Here is a 20,431-nt window from a genome sequence, read left to right on the forward strand (position 1 = left end):
CGCAAGATGTCGCGTCGCTTTGCTGACTTTGGCGTGATGATGGTCACGCATCCTCCGACAGGCGCGTATCGATGCGTCGCAGCATGTCGGTCACGGGGGTCCATCGCAGGCCAAGTCCCAGCAGCACGCCAACCAGGTTGGCCACCATGTCACCCGGATCGGCCAGCCGTGAGACCGTCAACGCCGCCTGCGCGCCCTCCAACGAGATGCCCAGGGCCACCAGGCCCAACGCGGCGAGGGCCTGGGCGCGCGCCGACGCGAACAACAGCACCGCATAGGCCGACAGCAGCGCATAGGCGCCCAGGTGCTCGATCTTGTCGATGCCGGTGAAGGACGGTGCGGGCAGCGCCGAGGACGGCAGCAGCGAGCCCACGATCACGCCCGCGATCAGCAGCAACCAGCCGGCCAGCAACCACCCGGGGCGCGACCATGGCCGCAGGACGGAACCCTTGCTCACAGCCGGAAGCTCAGGTCACCGGCCATGAACGCGGTGCCGAATTCGACGCCCTTCTCGAAGCCCATCACCTGGAAACGCTCGCCCATCTCGGTGGGCAGGGTCAGGCGTTTGACCTCCTGGTGGCGACGCAGGCGCTCGACCGGGTCGTCGATGGCCTCGATCCGCTCCAGCACGCCCGCCAGCCCGTTGCCCAGCAGGAAACTGGACTGCGAGCAGTAGCCCGCCAGGTCGAAGCCCGCCGCCACGCCGGCCTCGGCCAGTGCGGTGAAATCCACCGACGCGGTCAGGTCCTGCAGGCCCGGCCACAGCAGCGGGTCGCCGTGCATGCGGTGGCGGTAGAACGCGCGCAGGGTGCCGTCGCTGCGTTCGGGCAGGTAGTACTCGCTGCGCACGTAACCGTAATCCACGAACAGCATCGCGCCGGCCTTCATCCCGCCGGACACCGCCTGGATCCAGTACGGCAACTGCGGCAGCAGCTCGGAGCGATAACCCTCGGGCAGCGACGTCGCCAGGCGGCGTTCCAGATGGCGCACCGCACCGCTGAGGAAACTGTCGGCGGGCCGCAGCACGCGCACCAGCCGCCCGCCTTCCAGCGTGACGTGCTCCTCATACACCTCGCCCGCCTCGATGGCGAAGCGCGGCGTCGGCAGCGCGTCGATCACCTCATTGGCGAACAGCACACCCACCCAGTCCTCCGGCACCGGCCCGTCCAGCCACTCCACCAGTTCGAACAACGGCGGTACCAGCCGTTCGCGCAAACGTTCACGCTGGCGCACGCGCAGCTGCGCGCTGGGCTCGAGGATCAGGTAGCGGCTGGGCAGCGCGTCCAGCTCCATCAGCCGCTTCAGCGCGACCTCGGCGAAGGCGCCGGTACCGCCGCCCAGCTCCAGGAACAATGCCTCGGGCCCCAGTTGCTGCAGCACGGGTGCCACCGCATCGGCCACGCATGCGGCAAACACCGGGCCCAGCTCGGGCGCGGTGACAAAATCGCCGGCATCGCCGAACTTGGTCGCGCCAGCGCTGTAATAGCCCAATCCCGGCGCGTACAACGCCAGTTCCATGAAGCGCGAGAACGGGATCGTGCCGGTCTCGCTGGCGGCGATGTCGCCCTGGATGGCGGCGGTCAGCTTGGCGCTGTGCACCAGCGCATCGGCGCCGGGTTCGGGGAGCTGGGTGTTCACGATGGCTTCCGGGTTCACGTGCGCGCAGGATAGCCTGTAGCGTGCAACCGGAGCCTGACCGATGACCGCCGCCGCCCGTCCCGTCGCCCTGATCACCGGCTGCGCCAAGCGCATCGGCGCGGCGATCGCCCGCCACCTGCACGCCGCCGGCTTTGATGTCGCGCTGCATTACCGCAGCTCGCGCGAGGCGATCGAAGCATTGGCCGCCGAACTGGACCATGCACGTCCCGGCAGCGCCCACACCCTGCAGGCGGACCTCGCCGACTTCGACCGCATCCCCGAGCTGGTGGCACACACCATCGGCCGTTTCGGCCGGCTGGATGCGCTGGTCAACAATGCGTCCTCTTTCCATCCGACGCCGATCGGCCTCACCACGCCCGACGACTGGGATGTGCTGATGACCAGCAACGCGCGTGCGCCGTTCTTCCTGTCGCAGGCCGCCGCGCCGCACCTGCGCGCCAGTGGCGGCGCCATCGTCAACCTCACCGACATCTACGGCGAGCGTCCGCTGCGCCAGCACACCGTGTACTGCATGGCCAAGGCCGCGCTGCTGATGATGACGAGATCGCTGGCGGTGGAACTGGGGCCGGAGGTCCGGGTCAACGCCGTCTCGCCCGGTGCCGTGCTGTGGCCCGAGGACGGCAGCAACACCGCCGCGCAGGAGGCGATGCTGGCGCGCACCCCGCTCGGGCGCACCGGCACGCCGGAGGAAGTGGCCGAGGCGGTGCGCTGGCTGTTGCAGGACGCGCGCTACAGCACCGGGCAGGTGCTGCACCTCGACGGCGGACGGATGCTGGCCGGCTGAGGCAGGCGTCGCGCGCCGCTTACGTCGTGGCGGGCTCCGTGCCTGGCGCCTGTGCCATCGGCAGGCCCTGGAACGCGGGTGGCGTCTCGCCGTGGCTGATGTAGCGGAACAGCGCGGCGGCATACACGCCATTCAGCGCCGACTTCAGCAGGCCCAGCAGTACCAGGGCCAACGCGGCCAGCACCGCGATTGCCACCGCCAGCGCCACCGATACCTTCGCTGCCAACCAGACCAGCGCCACACCGGCCACGCCCAGCCCCAGCATCAGCGCGCCGAAGGCCAGGCCAATGCCCACCGCACCGGCCGCGGCCTCGCCCCACGTGCGTTGCAGCAGGCGCCCGCTCTTGCGCAGCGCTTCAAACGGGCCGATCTGCTCGCTCACCAGCACCGGCGCCATCAGGAACGTCGCCATCGTCCACGCCACGCCCAAGCCGCCGCCGAGCAACTGCACCAGCGGGTTGCGCTCGTTGTCGCGCATCGCGCGCAGCAACATGCCCACGGTGGCGGCGATCGCCGCATAGCCGAGGATCGCGCCGATGCGCTGCAGCGCCGCCTGGAAGCCGTCCTTCAGGGTCGGGTCGCCGCCTTCCAATCGGATCATCGCGGCCGCCACCAGTGCGCAATTGCAGAACACGATCACCGCGTACTGGCAGAAGTAGAACAGGAACATCCACACGAGCCCGGCCGCGCCAAAGCCGTTCTCGAACACGCGCCAGCCGAACATCGGCACGGCGAACGTCAGCATCACCAGCAGCGTGGCCGCCATCGACACCAGCGGAAACAGCATCAGCTCGCGGTCCGAGCGCAGCACCGCCGCACTGGCCTTGACCAGCTCCCAACTGCGCAGCAACCGTTCCTTCATGACGACCTCCCCGACCCGATGATCCAGCGATTATCGGCGCGCCGCCGCCTATTGGAATGTGCGCGGCTGCCGCACTGGAGCGCGCCATGCCGCGACCACCATCACAGCTCACGCACCCGGGGCGTTGTGCCGGCCAAACCGCCGCACGACGCCGGCGCCGGGAATGCCTGCACGGGTGGATGCGTCGCGATGGCTCCTGCGGCGGGGTGCGTCTGCCCCAGCGCGCCATTGCTGCAACTCAGGAAACGGGTGGCTCGTCCTCGCGCGCAGCCGCCTCGCTCTCGCGGATCTTGCGCCGCAGGAACAGGTGGATCGCCACGGTCAGCGCGACCGAGACCGCGGTCACCACGATCGCCAGCCAGCCCATCGGCGTGGTCAACAGCTGGGTGAGCAGCGGCGACATGTCACAGCACCACGGTATCGAAGGCGCGTTCGCGGTCCGGATGCACGGCCCACAGCTCGGCCAGCGTGCGGCCATCGCCCGGCACGCGCACGTCGGGCGCGATGTCGGCCAGCGGCTTGAGCACGAAGGCATGTTTCAACTCCGGGCGCGGAATGCGCAGGTTGCCGTCGCCCTCGCACACGCGGTCGTCGAACAACACGATGTCGATATCCAGCGTGCGGTCGCCGAAACGCGGCCCGCTGCGGTCGCGGCCATGCGCATCCTCCAGCGCGTGCAGCCAGTCGTTGAGCGCCTGCGGCTGCAGGTCGGTCTCGATCATCGCGGCCGAGTTGAGGAAGTCGTCGCCCGCGAAACCCACCGCGGCGGTGCGGTACACCGGCGAATGCAGCACCGCGCCGAAGCGCGCCTGCAACGCAGCCAGACCGCTGCGCAGGTTGGCCTCGGCGTCGCGGTTGCTGCCCAGGCTGAGGTAAGCCTTGTGCATCACAGCAGCCCGCTGATGCCTTCGGGTGCGCGACCGGCGCTGCGCTCGATGATGACGCCCACCGCGCGCGCGCCGCGCACCGCGCCCGGTTTGCTCAGCTTGAGCCGCACCTGGCTGACGCCGAATTCGTCAAGGATGATCTCGGCCACGCGCTCGGCCAGCGTTTCCACCAGGCCGAAGCCCGACTGTGACACGTAGTCCACCACGCGCCGGCTCACATCCTTGTAGTTCAGCGTGTCCTCGATGGCGTCGCTGGCCGCCGGCACGCGGTTGTCGAAGGCCATCTCGATGTCGAACACCAGCGTCTGCCGGATCCGCCGCTCCCAGTCGTAGATGCCGATCAGCGCATCGACTTCGAGCGCCTCGATGAAGACCTTGTCCACGTGGTATCCCTGCTCTGCACGCGCCCTGCGTGCGCCTTCGCACCATTTTGTCATGCCCGACGCCGGCTCGGCCCGCGGACCGGGCCGGCTTAAACGGCTTCCAGCGTCGCCATGTCCCAGCGCGGGGTGACGCGCACCGACTCGTCCACGTGCTGGCCGGCCTGCAGTCGCAGCGCGCCGGCGTAGGCGATCATCGCGCCGTTGTCGGTGCAGAACGCCGGCCGCGGGAAGCTCACGCGCCCGCCGCGCCGCGCCGCCATGTCCTGCAGCTTGGCGCGCAGTCGCCTGTTGGCGCCCACGCCGCCGGCCACCACCAGCGTGTCGCAGCCGGCCTCGTCCAGCGCGCGCTGGCATTTGATCGCCAGCGTGTCCACCACCGCATCCTCAAAGCCACGGGCGATGTCGGCGCGGGTGGTGTCCGACTGGTCGCTGCCCTGCCACGCCAGCAGCACCTGGGTCTTGAGCCCGCTGAAGCTGAAATCCAGCCCCGGCCGGTCGGTCATCGGGCGGGCGAACTTGAAGGCGCCGGGCCGGCCCTGCTCCGCCAGCGCCGCCAACTGGGGCCCCCCCGGGTACGGCAGGCCCATCAGCTTGGCGGTCTTGTCGAAGGCCTCGCCCGCTGCGTCGTCCAGCGTCTCGCCGAGCAGGCGGTAGCGACCGATGGCCTCGACGTGGATCAGCTGGGTGTGGCCGCCGGAGACCAGCAGCGCAACGAACGGCGGCTCGGGCCGCCCCAGCGGGTCGTCTTCCATCAGCGGGGCCAGCAGGTGGCCTTCCATGTGATGCACCGCCACGGCCGGCAGGTCCAACGCCCAGGCCACGGCCCGGGCCACGCCGGCGCCGACCAGCAGCGCGCCGACCAGACCGGGACCGGCGGTGTAGGCCACGCCGTCCAGTTCGTCGATGCCCAGGCCGGCATCGGCCAGGGTCTGGCGGATCAGCGGCAGCAGCTTGCGCACGTGGTCGCGGCTGGCCAGCTCGGGCACCACGCCGCCGTATTCGGCGTGCAGGGCGATCTGGCTGTACAGGGCGTGGGCGCGCAGGCCGGTGTCCGTGTCGTACACGGCCACGCCGGTCTCGTCGCAGCTGGTTTCGATGCCGAGGACTTTCATTTTCGGGATATGGGGGCGCTTCTGGGGAAAGCGTAGCGCTTTTGGCGGGTTTGGGCCGGGAGGGGCAACAGCCCGCAAGCTATCTGCCAATGAGTAAACGAAGGTGGCGATCTGCCCGGGTACTGCGAAGAGCCGGCCAAGGATGGCCGGCGCCCCCGACGGAGGGGCGTAGCAATGCCCGGGGAGAGCGTTGCCCTCAACCGGAGTGAACGACTCGACTTGCACTTCCAAATAGAGCCCCGCTAAAATGCACGGCTCACCCGGTCCTCCCGGGATCGGTCCCTGAACAGAGATTACGTATGCCCAGCGTCAAAGTCCGCGAAAACGAGCCTTTCGAGTTTGCCCTGCGTCGCTTCAAGCGCACCTGCGAGAAGGCCGGCGTCCTCGCCGAGACCCGCAAGCGCGAGTTCTACGAGAAGCCGACCCAGGAGCGCAAGCGCAAGGCCGCCGCTGCGGTGAAGCGCCAGTCGCGTCGCGCCTCGCGCGATGTGACCAAGCGTCAGCGCCTGTACTGAGTACAGCGGGTTCTTCCCCTGTGGCCGGCCTCCGGGCGGGTCACGGTGGAAGCCGAAAGCCGGCAGCGCCCATGCGCCGCCGGCTTTTTGTGTTTTTTGGCGCGCCGCAGGCATTGACCTGCGCACAGCGCCCCAGCGCCTGATCACCCCCGCTCGTCGGATGCCCCGGCGCAGCCCTCACCCATTGGAGTGACCCCATGAGCCTCAAGCTTCGCCTGACCGATGACATGAAGGCCGCCATGAAGGGCGGTGACAAGGAAACGCTGGGCGTCATTCGCCTGATCAACGCCGCCATCAAGCAGCGCGAAGTCGACGAGCGCATCGAGCTCGACGACACCGCCGTGATCGCCGTGCTGGAGAAGATGGTCAAGCAGCGCAAGGACTCGGTCAGCCAGTACGAAGGCGCCGGTCGCGAGGACCTGGCCGCCGTCGAGCGCGCCGAACTGGTCATCATCGACCGCTACCTGCCGGCCAAGATGGGCGAGGCCGAGATCGCCGCCGCCGTCGATGCCGCCATCGCCGAAACCGGCGCCAGCAGTGCGGCCGACATGGGCAAGCTGATGGGCGTACTCAAGCCGCGTCTGGCCGGGCAAGCCGACATGGGTCTGGTATCCAAGCTGGTGAAGCAGAAGCTGGGCTGAGGCCTCGCGCCGCGCCAACCGCTCGACGCCGCCTGCGGGCGGCGTCGCCGTTTGCAGATCAGCGCGCGCACCGCCTGGGCCAGTCCGGCCAGCGAGCGCATGGCATCATCGTCCCATTGCTCCACGGAAACGAACGCGCCCTCGATGGCCCGCATCCCCGACGCCTTCATCGACGACCTGCTCGCCCGATCCGACCTGGTCGAGATCATCGGCGCGCGCGTGCCGCTGAAGAAGCAGGGCCGCGAGTACAGCGCACGCTGCCCGTTCCACGACGAGCGCTCGCCATCGTTCACCGTGTCCCCGACGAAGCAGTTCTACCACTGCTTCGGCTGCGGCGCGCACGGCACCGCGATCAGCTTCCTGATGAACTACGACCGCCTCGAATTCCTCGACGCGGTGGAAGAGCTGGCCAAGCGCGCCGGCATGGAAGTGCCGCGCGACACGCAACAGCGCAACACCAACCCCGACGGGCAGGACCTGTACGCGGCGCTCGATGCGTCGGCCAGGTTCTTCCAGAAGCAGTTGGCTACCAGCGCCAAGGCACAGGCGTACCTCGACGGCCGGGGCGTCGACGCGGTTACGCGCGAGCGTTTCGGCATCGGCTACGCCCCCGACGGCTTCAATGCGCTGCGCGACGCGCTGGGCAGCGACGAGCGCCGGCTGAAGCTGCTCGAACGCGCCGGCATGATGTCACGCAACGACACCGGTCGCGTCTACGACAAGTTCCGCGACCGGGTGATGTTCCCGATCCACGACCGGCGCGGGCGCACCATCGCCTTCGGCGGCCGCGTGCTGGACAAGGACGACGGCCCCAAGTACCTCAATTCACCCGAGACCGAGCTGTTCCACAAGGGTCGCGAACTGTACGGCCTGTGGCAGGTGCGGCAAGCGCACAACAAGATCCCGCGGCTGATCGTGGTCGAGGGCTACATGGATGTGGTTGCACTGTTCCAGCACGGTGTGGACACCGCGGTGGCCACGCTCGGCACCGCGACCACGCCGGACCATGCCGAGCTGCTGTTCCGCAACGCGCCCGACGTGTACTTCTGTTTCGACGGCGACCGCGCCGGCCGCGGCGCCGCGTGGAAAGCGGTCGAGTCCGTGCTGCCGCGCATGAAGGATGGCCGGCAGGCGTTCTTTCTGTTCCTGCCCGAAGGCGAGGACCCGGATTCGCTGGTCCGCCAGGAAGGCCAAGCCGGCTTTGATGCACGCCTGCAACAGGCCACGCCGCTGTCGCAATTCTTCTTCGACTCGCTCGCCGCCGACGTCAACCTGTCCACGCTGGAAGGCAAGGGCCGGCTGGCCGAGCGCGCCAAGCCGTTCCTTGCACAGATCCCCGATGGCGCGTTCGGCGACCTGATGAAGCAGCGCCTCACCGAACTCACCGGCGTGGGCGCGCGCGCCAGCTCGCCCGACACCCACGTGCCGGCACAGCGCGCCCGCAGCGCCGCCGCCCCATCGACCGGCAAGCGCAGCATCGTGCGCAGCGTGATCGCACTGCTGCTGCAACATCCGCCCCTCGGCGTGGAGTTGCAGCCGCCGTACCGGTTTGCTTCGCTGCGCCAGCCCGGCGTGCCGTTGCTCGTGGAACTGCTGCAACTGGTGGACCAGCGCCCCGACATCGCCACCGGCATGCTGCTCGCGCATTTCGAAGGACGCGAGGAGCACGGCGCGCTGCAGAAGCTCGCGACGCAGACCCTGCCCGGCGACGAGGCCAGCTGGCTGCGCGAGTTCATGGACGCGACCGCCCAGTTGGAACGGCAGACGCTGGTGCAGCGGCTGGACGAACTCCAGGCCAAGCAGCGCGAGCAGCGGTTGGACGAGGGCGACAAGCAGGAGCTGCGAGCGCTGTTGCAGGCCCGGCTGGCCTGAGGCGGGGCCCGCCACTCCCGCCACTCCCGCCACGCACGGCGCACCCCGTCGCCCACCGGAACCGCTAAGCTCGGGGCTCATCCGCTCTTCGCCCGGAGCCATACGATGCGCCTGCGCCACCTCGCCCCGATCGCCGCCCTCGCTCTGGCCTGCAGCAGTGTGCTGGCCGCCACGCCCGCGGTGCAACGCGAGGAAGTCGGCACCCGCATCAGCGAGAACATCCCGGCGATCCCGCCCGCGTTGGTCGAACAGCTCAATCGCTACCAGAACACCCGCGGCGCCGGTTTCGTCGGCTGGACGGAGGGCGACTGCATGCTGGTCAGCACGCGCTTCGCCGAGACCATCCAAGTGCACCGCGTGTGCCAGCCACTGGGCATGCGCGAACAGCTGACCTTCTACCCCGAGCCCATCAGCACCGGCCGCGTGGCGCCCACCGGGTCCGGCCTGGATGGCTTCGTGTTCGGCAAGGACGTGGGCGGCAACGAGTTCTGGCAGTTGCACTGGTTCGATCTGGCCACGCGCAACGCCACCCTGCTCACCGACGGAAAATCGCGCAACCAGTCGCCCACGTTCTCACTGGACGGCAAGCAACTCGCGTACAGCAGCACCGTGCGCAACGGCAAGGACGTGGACGTGTGGGTACTGGACATGGCCACGCGCCAGCCACGGGTGGTGGTCAGCGAAGGCGGCCAATGGTCGGCCGAGGACTTTTCGCCGGACGGCAAGCGCCTGCTGGTCACCCGTTACGTGTCGGCCACCGAGTCGTACCCGGGTGAAGTGGATCTCGCCAGCGGCAAGCTCACCCTGTTCCCGGTGGACGGCGGCAAGGCGGCCTTCAGCGGATTCCGCTATGCCCCGGATGGCCGATCCGTGTACTTCGTTTCGGACGAGCCGGTCCATGGCAAGCCCAGCGAGTTCAAGACGCTGCGCCACCACGACCCGGCCCGCGGCACGCTCACCGAGCTGTCCGCCGGCATCCCGTGGGACGTGGAGGACTTCACCCTGGCCAAGGACGGTCGCCACCTCGCCTTCGTGACCAACGAGGACGGCATCAGCAAGCTGCACGTGCGCTCGTTGCCCGACCACCGCCCGGTCGCGGCGCCCACGCTGCCGGTTGGCGTGATCGGCGGCCTCGACTTCTCGCCCGATGGCCAGCACCTGGCGGTCACGCTCAACACCGCCACCTCGCCCAGCGACGTGCACGTACTCGACCTCGGCACCGGCGCGGTCACGCGCTGGACGCGCAGCGAAGTCGGTGGACTGGATGCGTCGAAGTTCGTCACCCCCGCGCTGGTGCGTTATCCCACCTTCGACAAGGTGGACGGCAGGCGCCGCACCATCCCCGCGTTCTACTACCGCCCGGCCAACATCCCCAAGGGCACCAAGGTGCCGGTGGTGATCAGCATCCACGGCGGTCCGGAAGGCCAGTCGCTGCCCACCTTCAATCCCACCGCGCAATTCCTGGCCAACGAGCTGGGCGTGGCCCTGCTGGTGCCCAACGTGCGCGGCTCGTCGGGCTACGGCAAGACGTGGCTGGGCCTGGACAATGGCGCCAAGCGCGAGGACTCCGTCAAGGACATCGGCGCCCTGCTGGACTGGATCGCCAAGCAGCCCGAGCTGGATCCCTCACGCGTGGGCGTGCAGGGCGGCAGCTACGGCGGCTACATGGTGTTGTCGTCGTTGATGCACTACAGCGACCGCATCCGCGCCGGCGTGGATATCGTGGGCATCTCGCACTTCGGCACCTTCCTCAGGAACACCGAGAGCTACCGCCGTGACCTGCGCCGCGCCGAGTACGGCGACGAACGCGACCCGGAGATGGCCAAAGTGTTCGAGCGCATTTCGCCGCTCAATCATGCCGATCGCATCACCTCACGGTTGTTCGTCGCACAGGGCAAGAACGACCCGCGCGTGCCGTACACGGAAGCCGAGCAGATCGTGAAGGCGGTCCGCGGCAACGGCCAGCCGGTGTGGTACCTGCTGTTCGCCGACGAAGGCCACGGCTTCCGCAAGAAGACCAACGTGGACTACTACAGTGCGGCCACCATGCTGTTCTGGCAGCAGCACCTGCTGGGCGACGACGCGGAGAAGTGAGCCGCGCCTGATCCACGACGTCTCGGCAGGGCTTCGGTTCAATCGCTGGCGGGGGCGCTGGTGATTGCGGGCGGGGACGCGGTGAACTGAGGCAACAGCAATCGCGCATCCCAAGGCTCGTCGTTGCCGAGGAGCGTTAACGTCGGCCGTGGTTGCGGGCCTCCCCCCCGCACGGGCCGCACGCCGCAATCGCGCGCGCCGAAGCACACCCACATGCTGCCCTCCGCGCCGTCGATGCGCAGCGACCACGGGTTCAGGTCGGCCAGGTAGTCGCCAGCGGTCCCCGGGAGCTGGACGGGCTTGTCGTCCGCGCTCACCATCTGCGACTTCGACGACCGCACCATTGCGTGGATGTTGCCGGTCAGCACCAGCACTCGCGCTTGCGGGTTGGCAGCCACAGTCGCACGCAGGTGTTCGGCCATGAGCGCATCCCGGCGGCCGCGAACAGAGAACGCGTCGAGGTCATCGAACAGCACCACCTGCACCGTCCGCCCCCCTTGCCGAAGTCGACGCACATGCTCGATCAGCGCCAGCATCGAAGCGCTGTCGCGACCGTCATGGATCGCCTGCCAATGCGACCCTGCCAACAGCCGGGAGCGGGCCACTGCGTCGCCGTTTGATGCCAGGAAATCGTCCACTGCCGACTGCTCTTGGCGCGCAATCTCAAGCGCCAGAACGAGCGTTTCATCCCGCGCGCCAAGCCTGGAGAGAAGTGCGGCAACCAGCGCGGGCGTCTCGTGGGTGCCGTGCAGTTCGCCCAGCAGTACCAAGCGATGTTCACCCATCGCGTCGAGCACCAACTCCTCTGCAATCGTGCGCGGACTTTCAGCGGCCGGACGCGAAGCATCGAGATCTTGCGTCTGCGGCACGGCCAACGGTGGCGACGAAGTGTGCGCAGCACCTGCCACGGGCCAGGCAGTCATCAACGCCAGCATCGGCCACTCGATTCTTCGCCCCACCGCCATGCACTACTCCTTGTCAGTGCCACTCACCCCGTCGCAGCGTCACTCCGCCGCGTGGCGTCCACTCAAGCCGCCTGCAACTCCATCACCGGCGCCGGCGCCAACACCGGCATCAGCCAATGGTCGACCAGCAGGAACGCGAACAGCACCATCAGGTACACGATGGAGTAGTTGAACACCTTCATCGCGAACATTTCGTCCGGCGGGTCCATCAGCTTCCACGCGTACCAGACGAACACGATGCCGAGCACCAACGCGCCGCCAAAGTAGAACAGCCCGCTCATCCCGGTCGCCCACGGCAGCATGGTCACTGCCACCAGCAACACGGTGTAGAACAGGATCTGCCAGCGGGTGTACTCCACGCCGTGGGTCACCGGCAGCATCGGCACCATCGCGCGCGCGTAGTCGGCGCGGCGGAAGATCGCCAGCGCCCAGAAATGCGGCGGCGTCCACACGAAGATGATCAGCACCAGCAGCAGTGCGTGCGCCCAGTCCCACTCGCCCCGCATGCCAGTCATGGTCGACCAGCCCAGCAGCGGCGGCGCCGCACCGGCCAGGCCACCGATCACGATGTTCTGCGGCGTCGCCCGCTTGAGGTACACGGTGTAGATCACCGCGTAGCCGATCAGCGACGCGAACGTCAGCAACGCGGTGATCGCGTTGACGAACACCAGCAGCACCACCATCGACAGCGCCGCCAGCACCAGTGCGAACACCAAGGCCTGCTTTGTGGATACGCCGCCCACCACCAGTGGTCGCCACGACGTGCGCGCCATCTTCGCGTCGATGCGTTGGTCGAGGATCTGGTTGATCGCGGCCGCCGACGAGGCCGCCAGCCAGATGCCGAGGAAGCCCAGACCGCCGCGCATTGCTTCCTCGCCGGTGGGCAGACCCTCGATGGCCAGCAGCATCCCGACCAGCGCGGTGAACACGATCAATGCCACCACCCGCGGCTTGGTGAGGTCCCAGTACTGGCGCATGGACGTGGCCATCAGTGCTCCGGTTCGCGCAGGCGCGCGAGCAGCGAAACCAGCACGAACAACAGCAACAGCGCGCTGGCGTTATGCGCCACGGCCACGTGCAGCGGAAGCGCCAGTTTGACATTGGCGATGCCCAGGCCGACCTGCAACAGGGTCAACAGGCCCAGCAGGGTGCCCCAGCCGCGCATGCCCGGCGTGCGCAGCAGGCGCACCGCAAGCAGCAGCAGGTACACGAACACCACCACCGCCATCATGCGATGCGCCAACTGGATCGAGATGCGCGCCGCGCCGTCCAGCACGCCGCCTTCGTAATCCACGCCGATGCCCCGCCACAGCACGAAGCCTTCGCCGAAGTCATGCGGCGGCCACCATTGGCCCACGCACTTGGGGAAGTCGGTGCCGCACGACAGCGCGGCGTAGTTGGCGCTGGTCCAGCCACCCAGCGCGATCTGCACGCCCAGCACCATCAGCCCTGCGATGACCCATTTGCGCAACGCCAACGCATCCGCCAGACGGATCGGCAGGTCGGTGGCGCGCCATGCAAGCCACAACAGCAACGAGAACGTCAACAGCCCGCCCAGCAGGTGGCCCATCACCACGATCGGCTTGAGCAGCCACGTCACCGTCCACATGCCAAGCAGGGCCTGGAAGATGATCACCGCCAGGGTGAGCACCGCCACGCGCGCGTGGTCGAGGTTGCTCCAGCGGAACGCGGCGAACAACAGGATCGCCTCTGCCGCGATCGCCAGCACCGAGGCCGCCACGTGCTGCCCGTGCATGTACAGCGGAATGGCGATGGCCACCAATCCCGTGGCCGCCAGGATCTGCGCGATGCCGAGACGGCGACGCCGCGCCGCCAGCAATGCCAGCACCAGCACCAGCAACCCCAGGGTCGCGGCGATGTGGCGGTGCACCTGTTCGCGCCACGCCTTGGTGGTGTCGAACGGGCGGATCGCCGTGGCGGCATGTTCGGCCGCCTCGTGGGTGGCGCCGGGCCATGTCGCCCGGCCGTAGCAGGTCGGCCAGTCCGGACAGCTCAGCCCGGCGTTGGACAGGCGCACGAATGCGCCGAACACGATCACGCACATCGCCAACGCCACCGCCAGCCAGGCGATGCGGTGAAGGTGCTTGTACGGGACGGACTTCACGGGCTCGGTCATGCGCGGACTCATTTCAGTTTCAGCAGCTTGGCCATGTCGGCGCGCAGGCCGCCCGGATCGAAACCCGGAGCGTAGCGCAGAATCACGAAGCCATTGGGATCGATCACGTACACCGGCACGCCCTGCGGGTCGTTGACGCGCGGCAGGCCTTCGCTCAGGGCGGGCGATGGCTGCAGCTCATGCAGGCTGGCGGGGCGCGCCGCACCGGCGGGCACGTCGCCGATCCACAGCACGTGCACCTTGTCCGCATCCTTGCCGAACAACTGCCACACCAGCTCGATCTCGCGCGCGAGTTCCACGCATTCGCTGGTGCACGACCGCGGCGGCGCCAACGCGATGCGCCAGGTGCGTTCCACCGGGTTCCAGACGTACGGCTTGCCGTCCTTGGCCAACGGCACGACCTTGCGCAGGTCGCCCGGCGGCTGCAGCATTTCGCCGTGGTTCTTGCTGCCGGCCGGACGCCAGCCGGAAAAACGCAGCACGCCGGCAAACAGCAGGCTGCCGAAGAAGATCGCGAAGATCGCCAGCAGCATCAGGCGATTGCGGCGGACGGTAGCGGCATCGAGGTTCATCGGGTCTTCCTGCGGAACGTCAGTATCAAGGCGGTGGCGAGCACGGTCAGCGCCAGCGCGAACCATTGCACCGCATAACCACGGTGTTTCTCTGGCGGCAGCGTGTTCGACAGCAGCACCAGGTCACGTGCGTAGCCGAACGGCACATCCGGATCGAGGCGCAGTACGCGCGGCGCCAACGGAACCGACAGGCCGGTCTGGCGCGCGACGTCGGCCACGTCCACGCGCGCCATCAGCCAGCCCTCGCCCTGCGCGGCCAGCGCCGGCCCGATGGCCAGGCCGGCCGAGGGCGGCGGCGACAGCAAGCCACGCACCGCGACCACGCCATCGGGTCGCTCGATGGCGGGTAGCGCACGGTCGCCCGGCAACGGCAGCCAGCCCAGTTCCACCAGCAGCGACGTGCCATCGGTGGAAATGAAGATGCGGTACGCGCGCACGCCCACGCGCCCATCGCGCTGCTGGTTGTCCAGCCACAGCGGGCCGCGTGCATCGAAGCGGCCCTCGCCCGCAGCCCATTCCACGGCACGTGCGCGTGCCGGGTCGGCGGCGGCTGACAGTGGCCCTGGCATGCGGTGGGCCAGTACGTGCGCGGCCTCGTCCAGCATGGCCTGCTTCTCCACTGCGCGCCGCGACTGCCAAGCGCCCAGGCCGGCGAAGCCAGCCGCCAGCAGCAGCGCCAGCAGCCACCAAACGGTGAGTTTCAGCCGAGGGTGCATACCGTCCTCCCCGCCTGCTGCGATAATGAAGCCGATGCCGCGCTTGCACGGCCCACGACCACCCCACGCGCACGCGCGCGCCGGAGCACAGCCATGAAAACCTTGATCATCGTCGGCGTCCTGATCCTCATTCTCTGGAACCTCGGGGCCGGCCTCTATTACATGCTGGTGGACAAGGGGGAGAGCAAGCGTACGGTCAACGCCCTCACCAAGCGTGTCGCGCTGTCCGTCGCGCTGATCCTCGGCATCGTCATTGCCGCCAAGATGGGCTGGATCGAGTTCCACGGCGTCGGTCGCTGAGCGACGGCGCCTGCCGGCATCACCACCGGGTGTCCGTCCGCGCCATCAGGCGCGCATCACCCGGATTCCAAACGACCAACGGGCCGGCAATCGCCGGCCCGTCGTGTTTCCAGCCTGCCGCTCGCTTACAGGACGTAGACGAACAGGAACAGGCCCAGCCACACCACGTCGACGAAGTGCCAGTACCAGGCCACCGCTTCGAACGCGAAATGGTCGTCCTTGGTGAAGTGACCCTTCAGGCAACGCAGCCAGATGATCGCCAACATCAGCGTGCCGAGGGTCACGTGCGCGCCGTGGAAGCCGGTCAGCATGAAGAAGGTGGAGCCGTAGATGCCCGAACCCAGGGTCAGGTTCAGCTCCTTGTAGGCGTGGATGTACTCCTCCGCCTGGAAGAACAGGAACGTGGCGCCCAGCAGTACGGTCAGGCCCAGGAACACCAGCAGCTGCTTGCGGTGGCCCGCCTTCAGCGCGTGGTGCGCGATGGTGACGGTCACGCCCGAGGTCAGCAGGATCAGGGTGTTGAGCAGCGGCAGGCCCCAGGCCGGGATGGTCTGGTAGGTGCCACCGATGTTGCCCGGGCCGTTGCTCGGCCAGGCGGCGCTGAAGCCTTCCCACAACAGGCTGTTGGTCATCACGCCGTCGCCTTCGCCACCCAGCCACGGCATCACGAACTGGCGGGCGTAGAACAGCGCGCCGAAGAACGCGGCGAAGAACATCACCTCGGAGAAGATGAACCACATCATTCCCATGCGGAACGACACGTCCACCTGCTTGTTGTAGTTGCCGCCGACCGACTCGCGGATCACGTCGCCGAACCAGCCGAACAGCACGCCGCACAGCAGTGCGATGCCGACGAAGAAGACCTTGTTGCCCCAGCTGACTTCGTTGAACCAGCTGGCCAGGCCAACCATGGTCACGAACAGCGCGATGGAACCGAGGAACGGCCAGCGGCTGCTGTGCGGTACGAAGTAGTGGTTGGCGTCTGGCGAATGGGCTTGGGCCATGGCGGCAGGTTCCGTTTCAGTAACAGTTACAGGAGGATCACGGCGCGGCGTGCGGCGAGGAGGAACCCGCGCCGGGCAGCTGCGTGGTGAGCGCATCATTCTTGAAGAAGGTGTACGACAGGGTGATCGTCTTCACGTCGGCCGGCAGGTTCGGGTCGACGATGAAGCGCACCGGCATGTCCCGCGACTCGCCGGCCTTGAGCGTCTGCGCGGTGAAGCAGAAGCATTCGGTCTTGTTGAAGTAGCCCGAGGCGCGCGCCGGGGCCACCGACGGCACCGCGCTTCCCACGATGTCGCGGTCGCTGGTGTTGCGCGCGTAGTACGTGGTCTCGTACTGCTCGCCCGGCACCACTTCCATCGTCAGCTGGTGCGGCTGGAACTCCCACGGCAGCTTGGAGTTCACGCCGCCGTCGAACTCCACCTTGACCGTGCGCGTGACCTTGGCCGCGCCAGCCTTGCCGGCCTCGACCGCGCCGCGCTCCAGACGGATGCCCAGCACCTTCTCGCAGGCGAGCCGGTACAACGGCACCAGGCTGAAGGTGAAGCCAAACGCCAGCAGGGCGACCACCACCATCTTGCCCAGGCCCGCGCTGCGGCGTGCCTCGGCCTTCGGGGTGGCGCCCGGCACCTGCGACGGGTCGTGCGCGCTCATCGGCCCAGCACTCCCATCAGCAGGAACACCACGTAGACCAGCGCCGCCAGCCCGCCGACGATCCACGCGGTCCGGCGCGCGCGCTTGCGGCGCGCGTCCAGATCGTCACGGTTGGCGGGGTTCGGGCTCATGCCGGTCTCTGCTCAGCGGTCCGGATCAGTGGCTGATGTCGCCGTGGGCGAGATCGCCGTCCTTGATCACCGGCGGGGTCGAGAAGGTGTGGTGCGGCGCCGGCGACGGCACGGTCCACTCCAGGCCCTTGGCGCCTTCCCACGAACGGGCTTCGGCCTTGGCGCCATGCTTCTTCGAGTGCCACAGCACGTAGGCCATGAAGAACGGCGTGACGAACATGCCGAACGCGCCGATCGAGCTGATCAGGTTCCAGTCCGCGAACACCACGTTGTAGTCCGGGATGCGGCGCGGCATGCCGGCCAGGCCCAGGAAGTGCTGCGGGAAGAACAGCAGGTTGACGAACACGATCGTCCACCAGAAATGGATCTTGCCCAGCGTCTCGCTGTACATGCGGCCGGTCCACTTCGGCCACCAGTAGTACACCGCGGCGATGATCGAGAACAGCGCGCCGGTCACCAGCACGTAGTGGAAGTGGGCCACCACGAAGTAGGTGTCGTGGTACTGGAAGTCCGCCGGCACGATGGCCAGCATCAGGCCGGAGAAGCCGCCGATGGTGAACAGGATGACGAAGCCGATCGCCCACAGCATCGGGGTCTCGAAGGTCAGCGAACCGCGCCACATGGTGGTGACCCAGTTGAACACCTTCACGCCGGTCGGCACCGAGATCAGCATGGTGGCGAACATGAAGTAGATCTCGCCGCCCAGCGGCATACCCACCGTGAACATGTGGTGCGCCCACACGATGAACGACAGGAACGCGATCGCGGCGGTGGCGTACACCATGGCCTGGTAGCCAAACAGCGGCTTGCGGCTGAAGGTCGGGATGATCTCCGACACCACGCCGAACGCCGGCAGGATCATGATGTAGACCTCGGGGTGGCCGAAGAACCAGAAGATGTGCTGGTACATCACCGGGTCGCCGCCGCCGGCCGCGTTGAAGAACGAGGTGGCGAAGAACTTGTCGGTCAGCAGCATCGTCACGGCGCCGGCGAGCACCGGCATCACGGCGATCAGCAGGAACGCGGTGATCAGCCAGGCCCAGCAGAAGATCGGCATCTTCAGCAGGTCCACGCCCGGGGCACGCATGTTCAGCACGGTGGCGATGACGTTGATCGCGCCCATGATCGAGCTGATGCCCATCATGTGGATGGCGAAGATCGAGAACGCCACGTTGCTGCCGCCCTGCAGCGACAGCGGCGGGTACAGGGTCCAGCCACCGGCCGGGGCGCCGCCCGGCAGGAACAGGGTGAGCAGCAGCATCGAGAAGGCGAACGGCAGGATCCAGAAGGACCAGTTGTTCATGCGCGGCAGCGCCATGTCCGGCGCGCCGATCTGCAGCGGGATCATCCAGTTGGCCAGGCCGACGAAGGCCGGCATGACGCCACCGAAGATCATCACCAGCGCGTGCATGGTGGTCATCTGGTTGAAGAACTCGGGGCTGACATGCTGCAGGCCCGGTTGCGCCAGTTCGGTGCGGATCACCACCGACATGCCGGCGCCGATGATGAACATGATGAAACTGAACACCAGGTACAGCGTGCCGATGTCCTTGTGGTTGGTCGAGAAGAACCAACGCTCGATGAAGCCCTGCTTGTGGGCATGGTCATCGTGGTGGTGGTCAGCGGCGGGGTGCGTGGCAGCCATGGCCTACCTCTATCTGTAATGCGTGACGATCAGCCGGCAACCGCGGCGTGCTGGGTAGCAGCTGCGGCCGTGGCGTCGGTGTTCGGGGTCTCGCCTTCCGCCGGAGCGGTCTCGGCGGGCGCGGCTTCGGCCGGGGCGGCGGCAGGCGCGGCAACCGGGGCGGCCGGCGCGTTCTTCGCCTTCTCGGCGGCCAGCCACTGCTGGTACTCGGCCTTCGGCACGGCCTTGACCACGATCGGCATGAAGCCGTGGTCCTTGCCGCACAGTTCGGCGCACTGGCCACGGTACAGGCCAGGCTCACGGATCTCGGCCCACGCCTCGTTGACGATGCCCGGGATGGCGTCCTGCTTCCAGCCCAGCGCCGGCACCCACCAGGCGTGGATGACGTCGTCGGCGGTCAGCACGAAGCGGATCTTGGTGTCGGTCGGCAGGACCAGCACGTTGTCGACGTCAAGCAGGTAGTTGTCGTGGTCGCCTTCGGCGATGACCTTGCCGCTCTGGCGCAGTTCGTCGCTCTTGCGGTCCAGACGGCTGGTGAAGGACACGCCCTCGCCCAGGTAGTCGTACTTCCACATCCACTGGAAGCCGGTGACCTTCACGGTCATGGCCGACTCGCGGGTGTCGTACATCTGGATCAGCTTGCTGGTGGCCGGGAACACCATGGCCAGCAGCAGCACCACCGGGACCACGGTCCACAGGATTTCCAGCTTGGTGCTGTGGGTCAGGCTCTGGTCGGCGACCGCGCCCTTGGACTTGCGGAACTTGAACATGGCCACGGCCATGGCGCCAAAGACCAGCACGCCGATCACCACGCAGATCCACAGTGCCAGCATGTGCGCCTCGTAGGCGTTCTGCGACAGGTGGGTCACGCCGCGGCCCATGTTCAGCTGCCACGGCTTGGGATCGGCGGCCTGCGCATTCGCGAGGACCGGCAGGGCCATGGCGGCTGCGCCGACTGCCCACTGCTTGATACGACCGGCTTTCATCAGTTCGAGCCCCGATAAATCTGAAGGTATTGTTGGATGCAGCTCCGCGGGCTACCTGTTCCGGTCGACCGTGCCGTCTGGCAGCAGGGGACCGTCCGGAAGGAGGTGGCTGGCAGGCCCCTCGGGGCCCATCACGCCGGGACCGGCGCTACGGATAACCGCGAAATGGTAGCCCCCTGCATTGACTTGCGGCAAGCGAGGAAAATTTTGTTGTGGTTGCGGGCAGCCTCCAGCCCCCCTCCGGTGCCGCGCAAAAGCCCCCTGGATGTGATCCGCGTCACACCCAGCGCGACTGGAGCCATACGCCGGGGAATTGCCAGTGCAAGCAGGCGGAAGCCTTAGAATAGCGGGCTTCCCACGGCAGTCCCCCGGACCCGATGACCACCCACGCTTCTGCTGGCGGCCTGTCCGCCGCCCAGGCCGGCGCCGCCCGGCTGATCAGCCCCGAACTTCCGCCGCCTCCCGGCGGCCCACGCGCGGCCCTGACCGCCGGCTGGGTCCGCGACGAGGCAGC

The 20,431-nt window shown here is 67.9% G+C and carries 23 protein-coding genes; 6 read left to right on the forward strand and 17 right to left on the reverse strand.

Translation table 11 applies throughout. The features are described 5' to 3' along the window. Nucleotides 1-43: 43 nt before the first annotated feature. Complete coding sequence (locus N800_RS08930) at nt 44-457, reverse strand: VanZ family protein (protein ID WP_036137192.1); 414 nt, start codon at nt 455-457, stop codon at nt 44-46. Next, a complete protein-coding gene (locus N800_RS08935) occupies nt 454-1,638 on the reverse strand; it encodes a class I SAM-dependent methyltransferase (protein ID WP_036137301.1) in 1,185 nt (394 codons plus the stop codon). The genes N800_RS08930 and N800_RS08935 overlap by 4 nt, the downstream gene beginning before the upstream one ends. A gap of 61 nt (nt 1,639-1,699) precedes the next feature. On the opposite strand from N800_RS08935, the gene N800_RS08940 reads away from it, so the two are divergent. Then, a complete protein-coding gene (locus N800_RS08940; RefSeq protein WP_036137194.1) occupies nt 1,700-2,443 on the forward strand; it encodes a pteridine reductase in 744 nt (247 codons plus the stop codon). 19 nt (nt 2,444-2,462) lie between these two features. On the opposite strand, the gene N800_RS08945 is transcribed toward N800_RS08940, so the two are convergent. From N800_RS08945 to tsaD, 5 genes are all read right to left on the reverse strand, one after another. Then, entirely contained in the window at nt 2,463-3,305 is an 843-nt protein-coding gene (locus N800_RS08945; RefSeq protein ID WP_036137196.1) for a DUF6159 family protein, read from the reverse strand. A 238-nt stretch (nt 3,306-3,543) separates the two neighbouring features. After that, entirely contained in the window at nt 3,544-3,708 is a 165-nt protein-coding gene (locus tag N800_RS15895; RefSeq protein WP_156962930.1) for a hypothetical protein, read from the reverse strand. A gap of 1 nt (nt 3,709) precedes the next feature. After that, the gene (gene folK, locus N800_RS08950) at nt 3,710-4,192 is read right to left on the reverse strand and encodes a 2-amino-4-hydroxy-6-hydroxymethyldihydropteridine diphosphokinase (protein ID WP_036137199.1); all 483 of its coding nucleotides are present in this window, start codon (nt 4,190-4,192) and stop codon (nt 3,710-3,712) included. After that, the gene (gene folB, locus N800_RS08955) at nt 4,192-4,575 is read right to left on the reverse strand and encodes a dihydroneopterin aldolase (protein WP_036137202.1); all 384 of its coding nucleotides are present in this window, start codon (nt 4,573-4,575) and stop codon (nt 4,192-4,194) included. Before folB ends, folK begins: the two co-directional genes overlap by 1 nt. 89 nt (nt 4,576-4,664) lie before the next feature. Continuing rightward, nucleotides 4,665-5,687: a tRNA (adenosine(37)-N6)-threonylcarbamoyltransferase complex transferase subunit TsaD gene (tsaD, locus tag N800_RS08960; RefSeq protein ID WP_036137205.1), complete on the reverse strand. Its 1,023-nt coding sequence runs from the start codon at nt 5,685-5,687 to the stop codon at nt 4,665-4,667. Between the two features lie 299 nt (nt 5,688-5,986). Between tsaD and rpsU the strand changes: the two genes are divergently transcribed. From rpsU to N800_RS08980, 4 genes are all read left to right on the forward strand, one after another. Further along, a complete protein-coding gene (gene rpsU, locus N800_RS08965) occupies nt 5,987-6,202 on the forward strand; it encodes a 30S ribosomal protein S21 (RefSeq protein ID WP_036137208.1) in 216 nt (71 codons plus the stop codon). 197 nt (nt 6,203-6,399) lie between these two features. After that, on the forward strand, nt 6,400-6,843 hold the full coding sequence (locus N800_RS08970; protein WP_036137210.1) for a GatB/YqeY domain-containing protein: 444 nt from the start codon (nt 6,400-6,402) through the stop codon (nt 6,841-6,843). Nucleotides 6,844-6,987: 144 nt separating this feature from the next. Then, nucleotides 6,988-8,715 carry a DNA primase gene (dnaG, locus tag N800_RS08975; protein ID WP_036137212.1) on the forward strand — a complete coding sequence of 576 codons (1,728 nt, stop codon included), beginning with the start codon at nt 6,988-6,990 and terminating at the stop codon, nt 8,713-8,715. A 105-nt stretch (nt 8,716-8,820) separates the two neighbouring features. After that, complete coding sequence (locus tag N800_RS08980) at nt 8,821-10,809, forward strand: S9 family peptidase (protein WP_084087401.1); 1,989 nt, start codon at nt 8,821-8,823, stop codon at nt 10,807-10,809. Between the two features lie 38 nt (nt 10,810-10,847). Here the strand turns inward: N800_RS08980 and N800_RS15355 are convergent, their stop codons facing one another. The 5 genes from N800_RS15355 to N800_RS09005 form a co-directional block, all read right to left on the reverse strand. Then, entirely contained in the window at nt 10,848-11,744 is an 897-nt protein-coding gene (locus tag N800_RS15355; RefSeq protein WP_052108111.1) for a TraB/GumN family protein, read from the reverse strand. Between the two features lie 92 nt (nt 11,745-11,836). Continuing rightward, complete coding sequence (gene cyoE / locus N800_RS08990) at nt 11,837-12,763, reverse strand: heme o synthase (RefSeq protein WP_036137220.1); 927 nt, start codon at nt 12,761-12,763, stop codon at nt 11,837-11,839. Further along, a complete protein-coding gene (locus N800_RS08995; RefSeq protein WP_036137312.1) occupies nt 12,763-13,911 on the reverse strand; it encodes a COX15/CtaA family protein in 1,149 nt (382 codons plus the stop codon). Before N800_RS08995 ends, cyoE begins: the two co-directional genes overlap by 1 nt. Nucleotides 13,912-13,919: 8 nt before the next feature. After that, entirely contained in the window at nt 13,920-14,483 is a 564-nt protein-coding gene (locus tag N800_RS09000) for a hypothetical protein (RefSeq protein ID WP_036137221.1), read from the reverse strand. Further along, nucleotides 14,480-15,199 carry an SURF1 family protein gene (locus N800_RS09005; RefSeq protein WP_036137223.1) on the reverse strand — a complete coding sequence of 240 codons (720 nt, stop codon included), beginning with the start codon at nt 15,197-15,199 and terminating at the stop codon, nt 14,480-14,482. The genes N800_RS09000 and N800_RS09005 overlap by 4 nt, the downstream gene beginning before the upstream one ends. A gap of 93 nt (nt 15,200-15,292) precedes the next feature. On the opposite strand from N800_RS09005, the gene N800_RS09010 reads away from it, so the two are divergent. Continuing rightward, nucleotides 15,293-15,499, forward strand: coding sequence for a twin transmembrane helix small protein (locus tag N800_RS09010; RefSeq protein ID WP_036137224.1), 207 nt, complete (start codon nt 15,293-15,295; stop codon nt 15,497-15,499). Between the two features lie 125 nt (nt 15,500-15,624). Here N800_RS09010 and N800_RS09015 read toward each other — a convergent pair whose 3' ends face one another. The 5 genes from N800_RS09015 to coxB are packed head-to-tail and all read right to left on the reverse strand — an operon-like array spanning nt 15,625 to nt 19,917. Continuing rightward, nucleotides 15,625-16,503: a cytochrome c oxidase subunit 3 gene (locus tag N800_RS09015; protein ID WP_036137233.1), complete on the reverse strand. Its 879-nt coding sequence runs from the start codon at nt 16,501-16,503 to the stop codon at nt 15,625-15,627. A 37-nt stretch (nt 16,504-16,540) separates the two neighbouring features. Next, complete coding sequence (locus tag N800_RS09020) at nt 16,541-17,155, reverse strand: cytochrome c oxidase assembly protein (protein WP_036137235.1); 615 nt, start codon at nt 17,153-17,155, stop codon at nt 16,541-16,543. Then, complete coding sequence (locus N800_RS16445) at nt 17,152-17,286, reverse strand: hypothetical protein (RefSeq protein WP_269635140.1); 135 nt, start codon at nt 17,284-17,286, stop codon at nt 17,152-17,154. Before N800_RS16445 ends, N800_RS09020 begins: the two co-directional genes overlap by 4 nt. A 25-nt stretch (nt 17,287-17,311) precedes the next feature. Then, nucleotides 17,312-18,931, reverse strand: coding sequence for a cytochrome c oxidase subunit I (gene ctaD, locus N800_RS09025; RefSeq protein ID WP_036137238.1), 1,620 nt, complete (start codon nt 18,929-18,931; stop codon nt 17,312-17,314). A gap of 29 nt (nt 18,932-18,960) precedes the next feature. Then, nucleotides 18,961-19,917 (reverse strand): cytochrome c oxidase subunit II, encoded by a 957-nt coding sequence (gene coxB, locus N800_RS09030; protein WP_036137240.1) that lies wholly within the window; start codon nt 19,915-19,917, stop codon nt 18,961-18,963. Nucleotides 19,918-20,431: the final 514 nt, after the last annotated feature.

Source organism: Lysobacter daejeonensis GH1-9, from assembly GCF_000768355.1.
Taxonomy (GTDB): Bacteria; Pseudomonadota; Gammaproteobacteria; order Xanthomonadales; family Xanthomonadaceae; genus Aerolutibacter; species Aerolutibacter daejeonensis.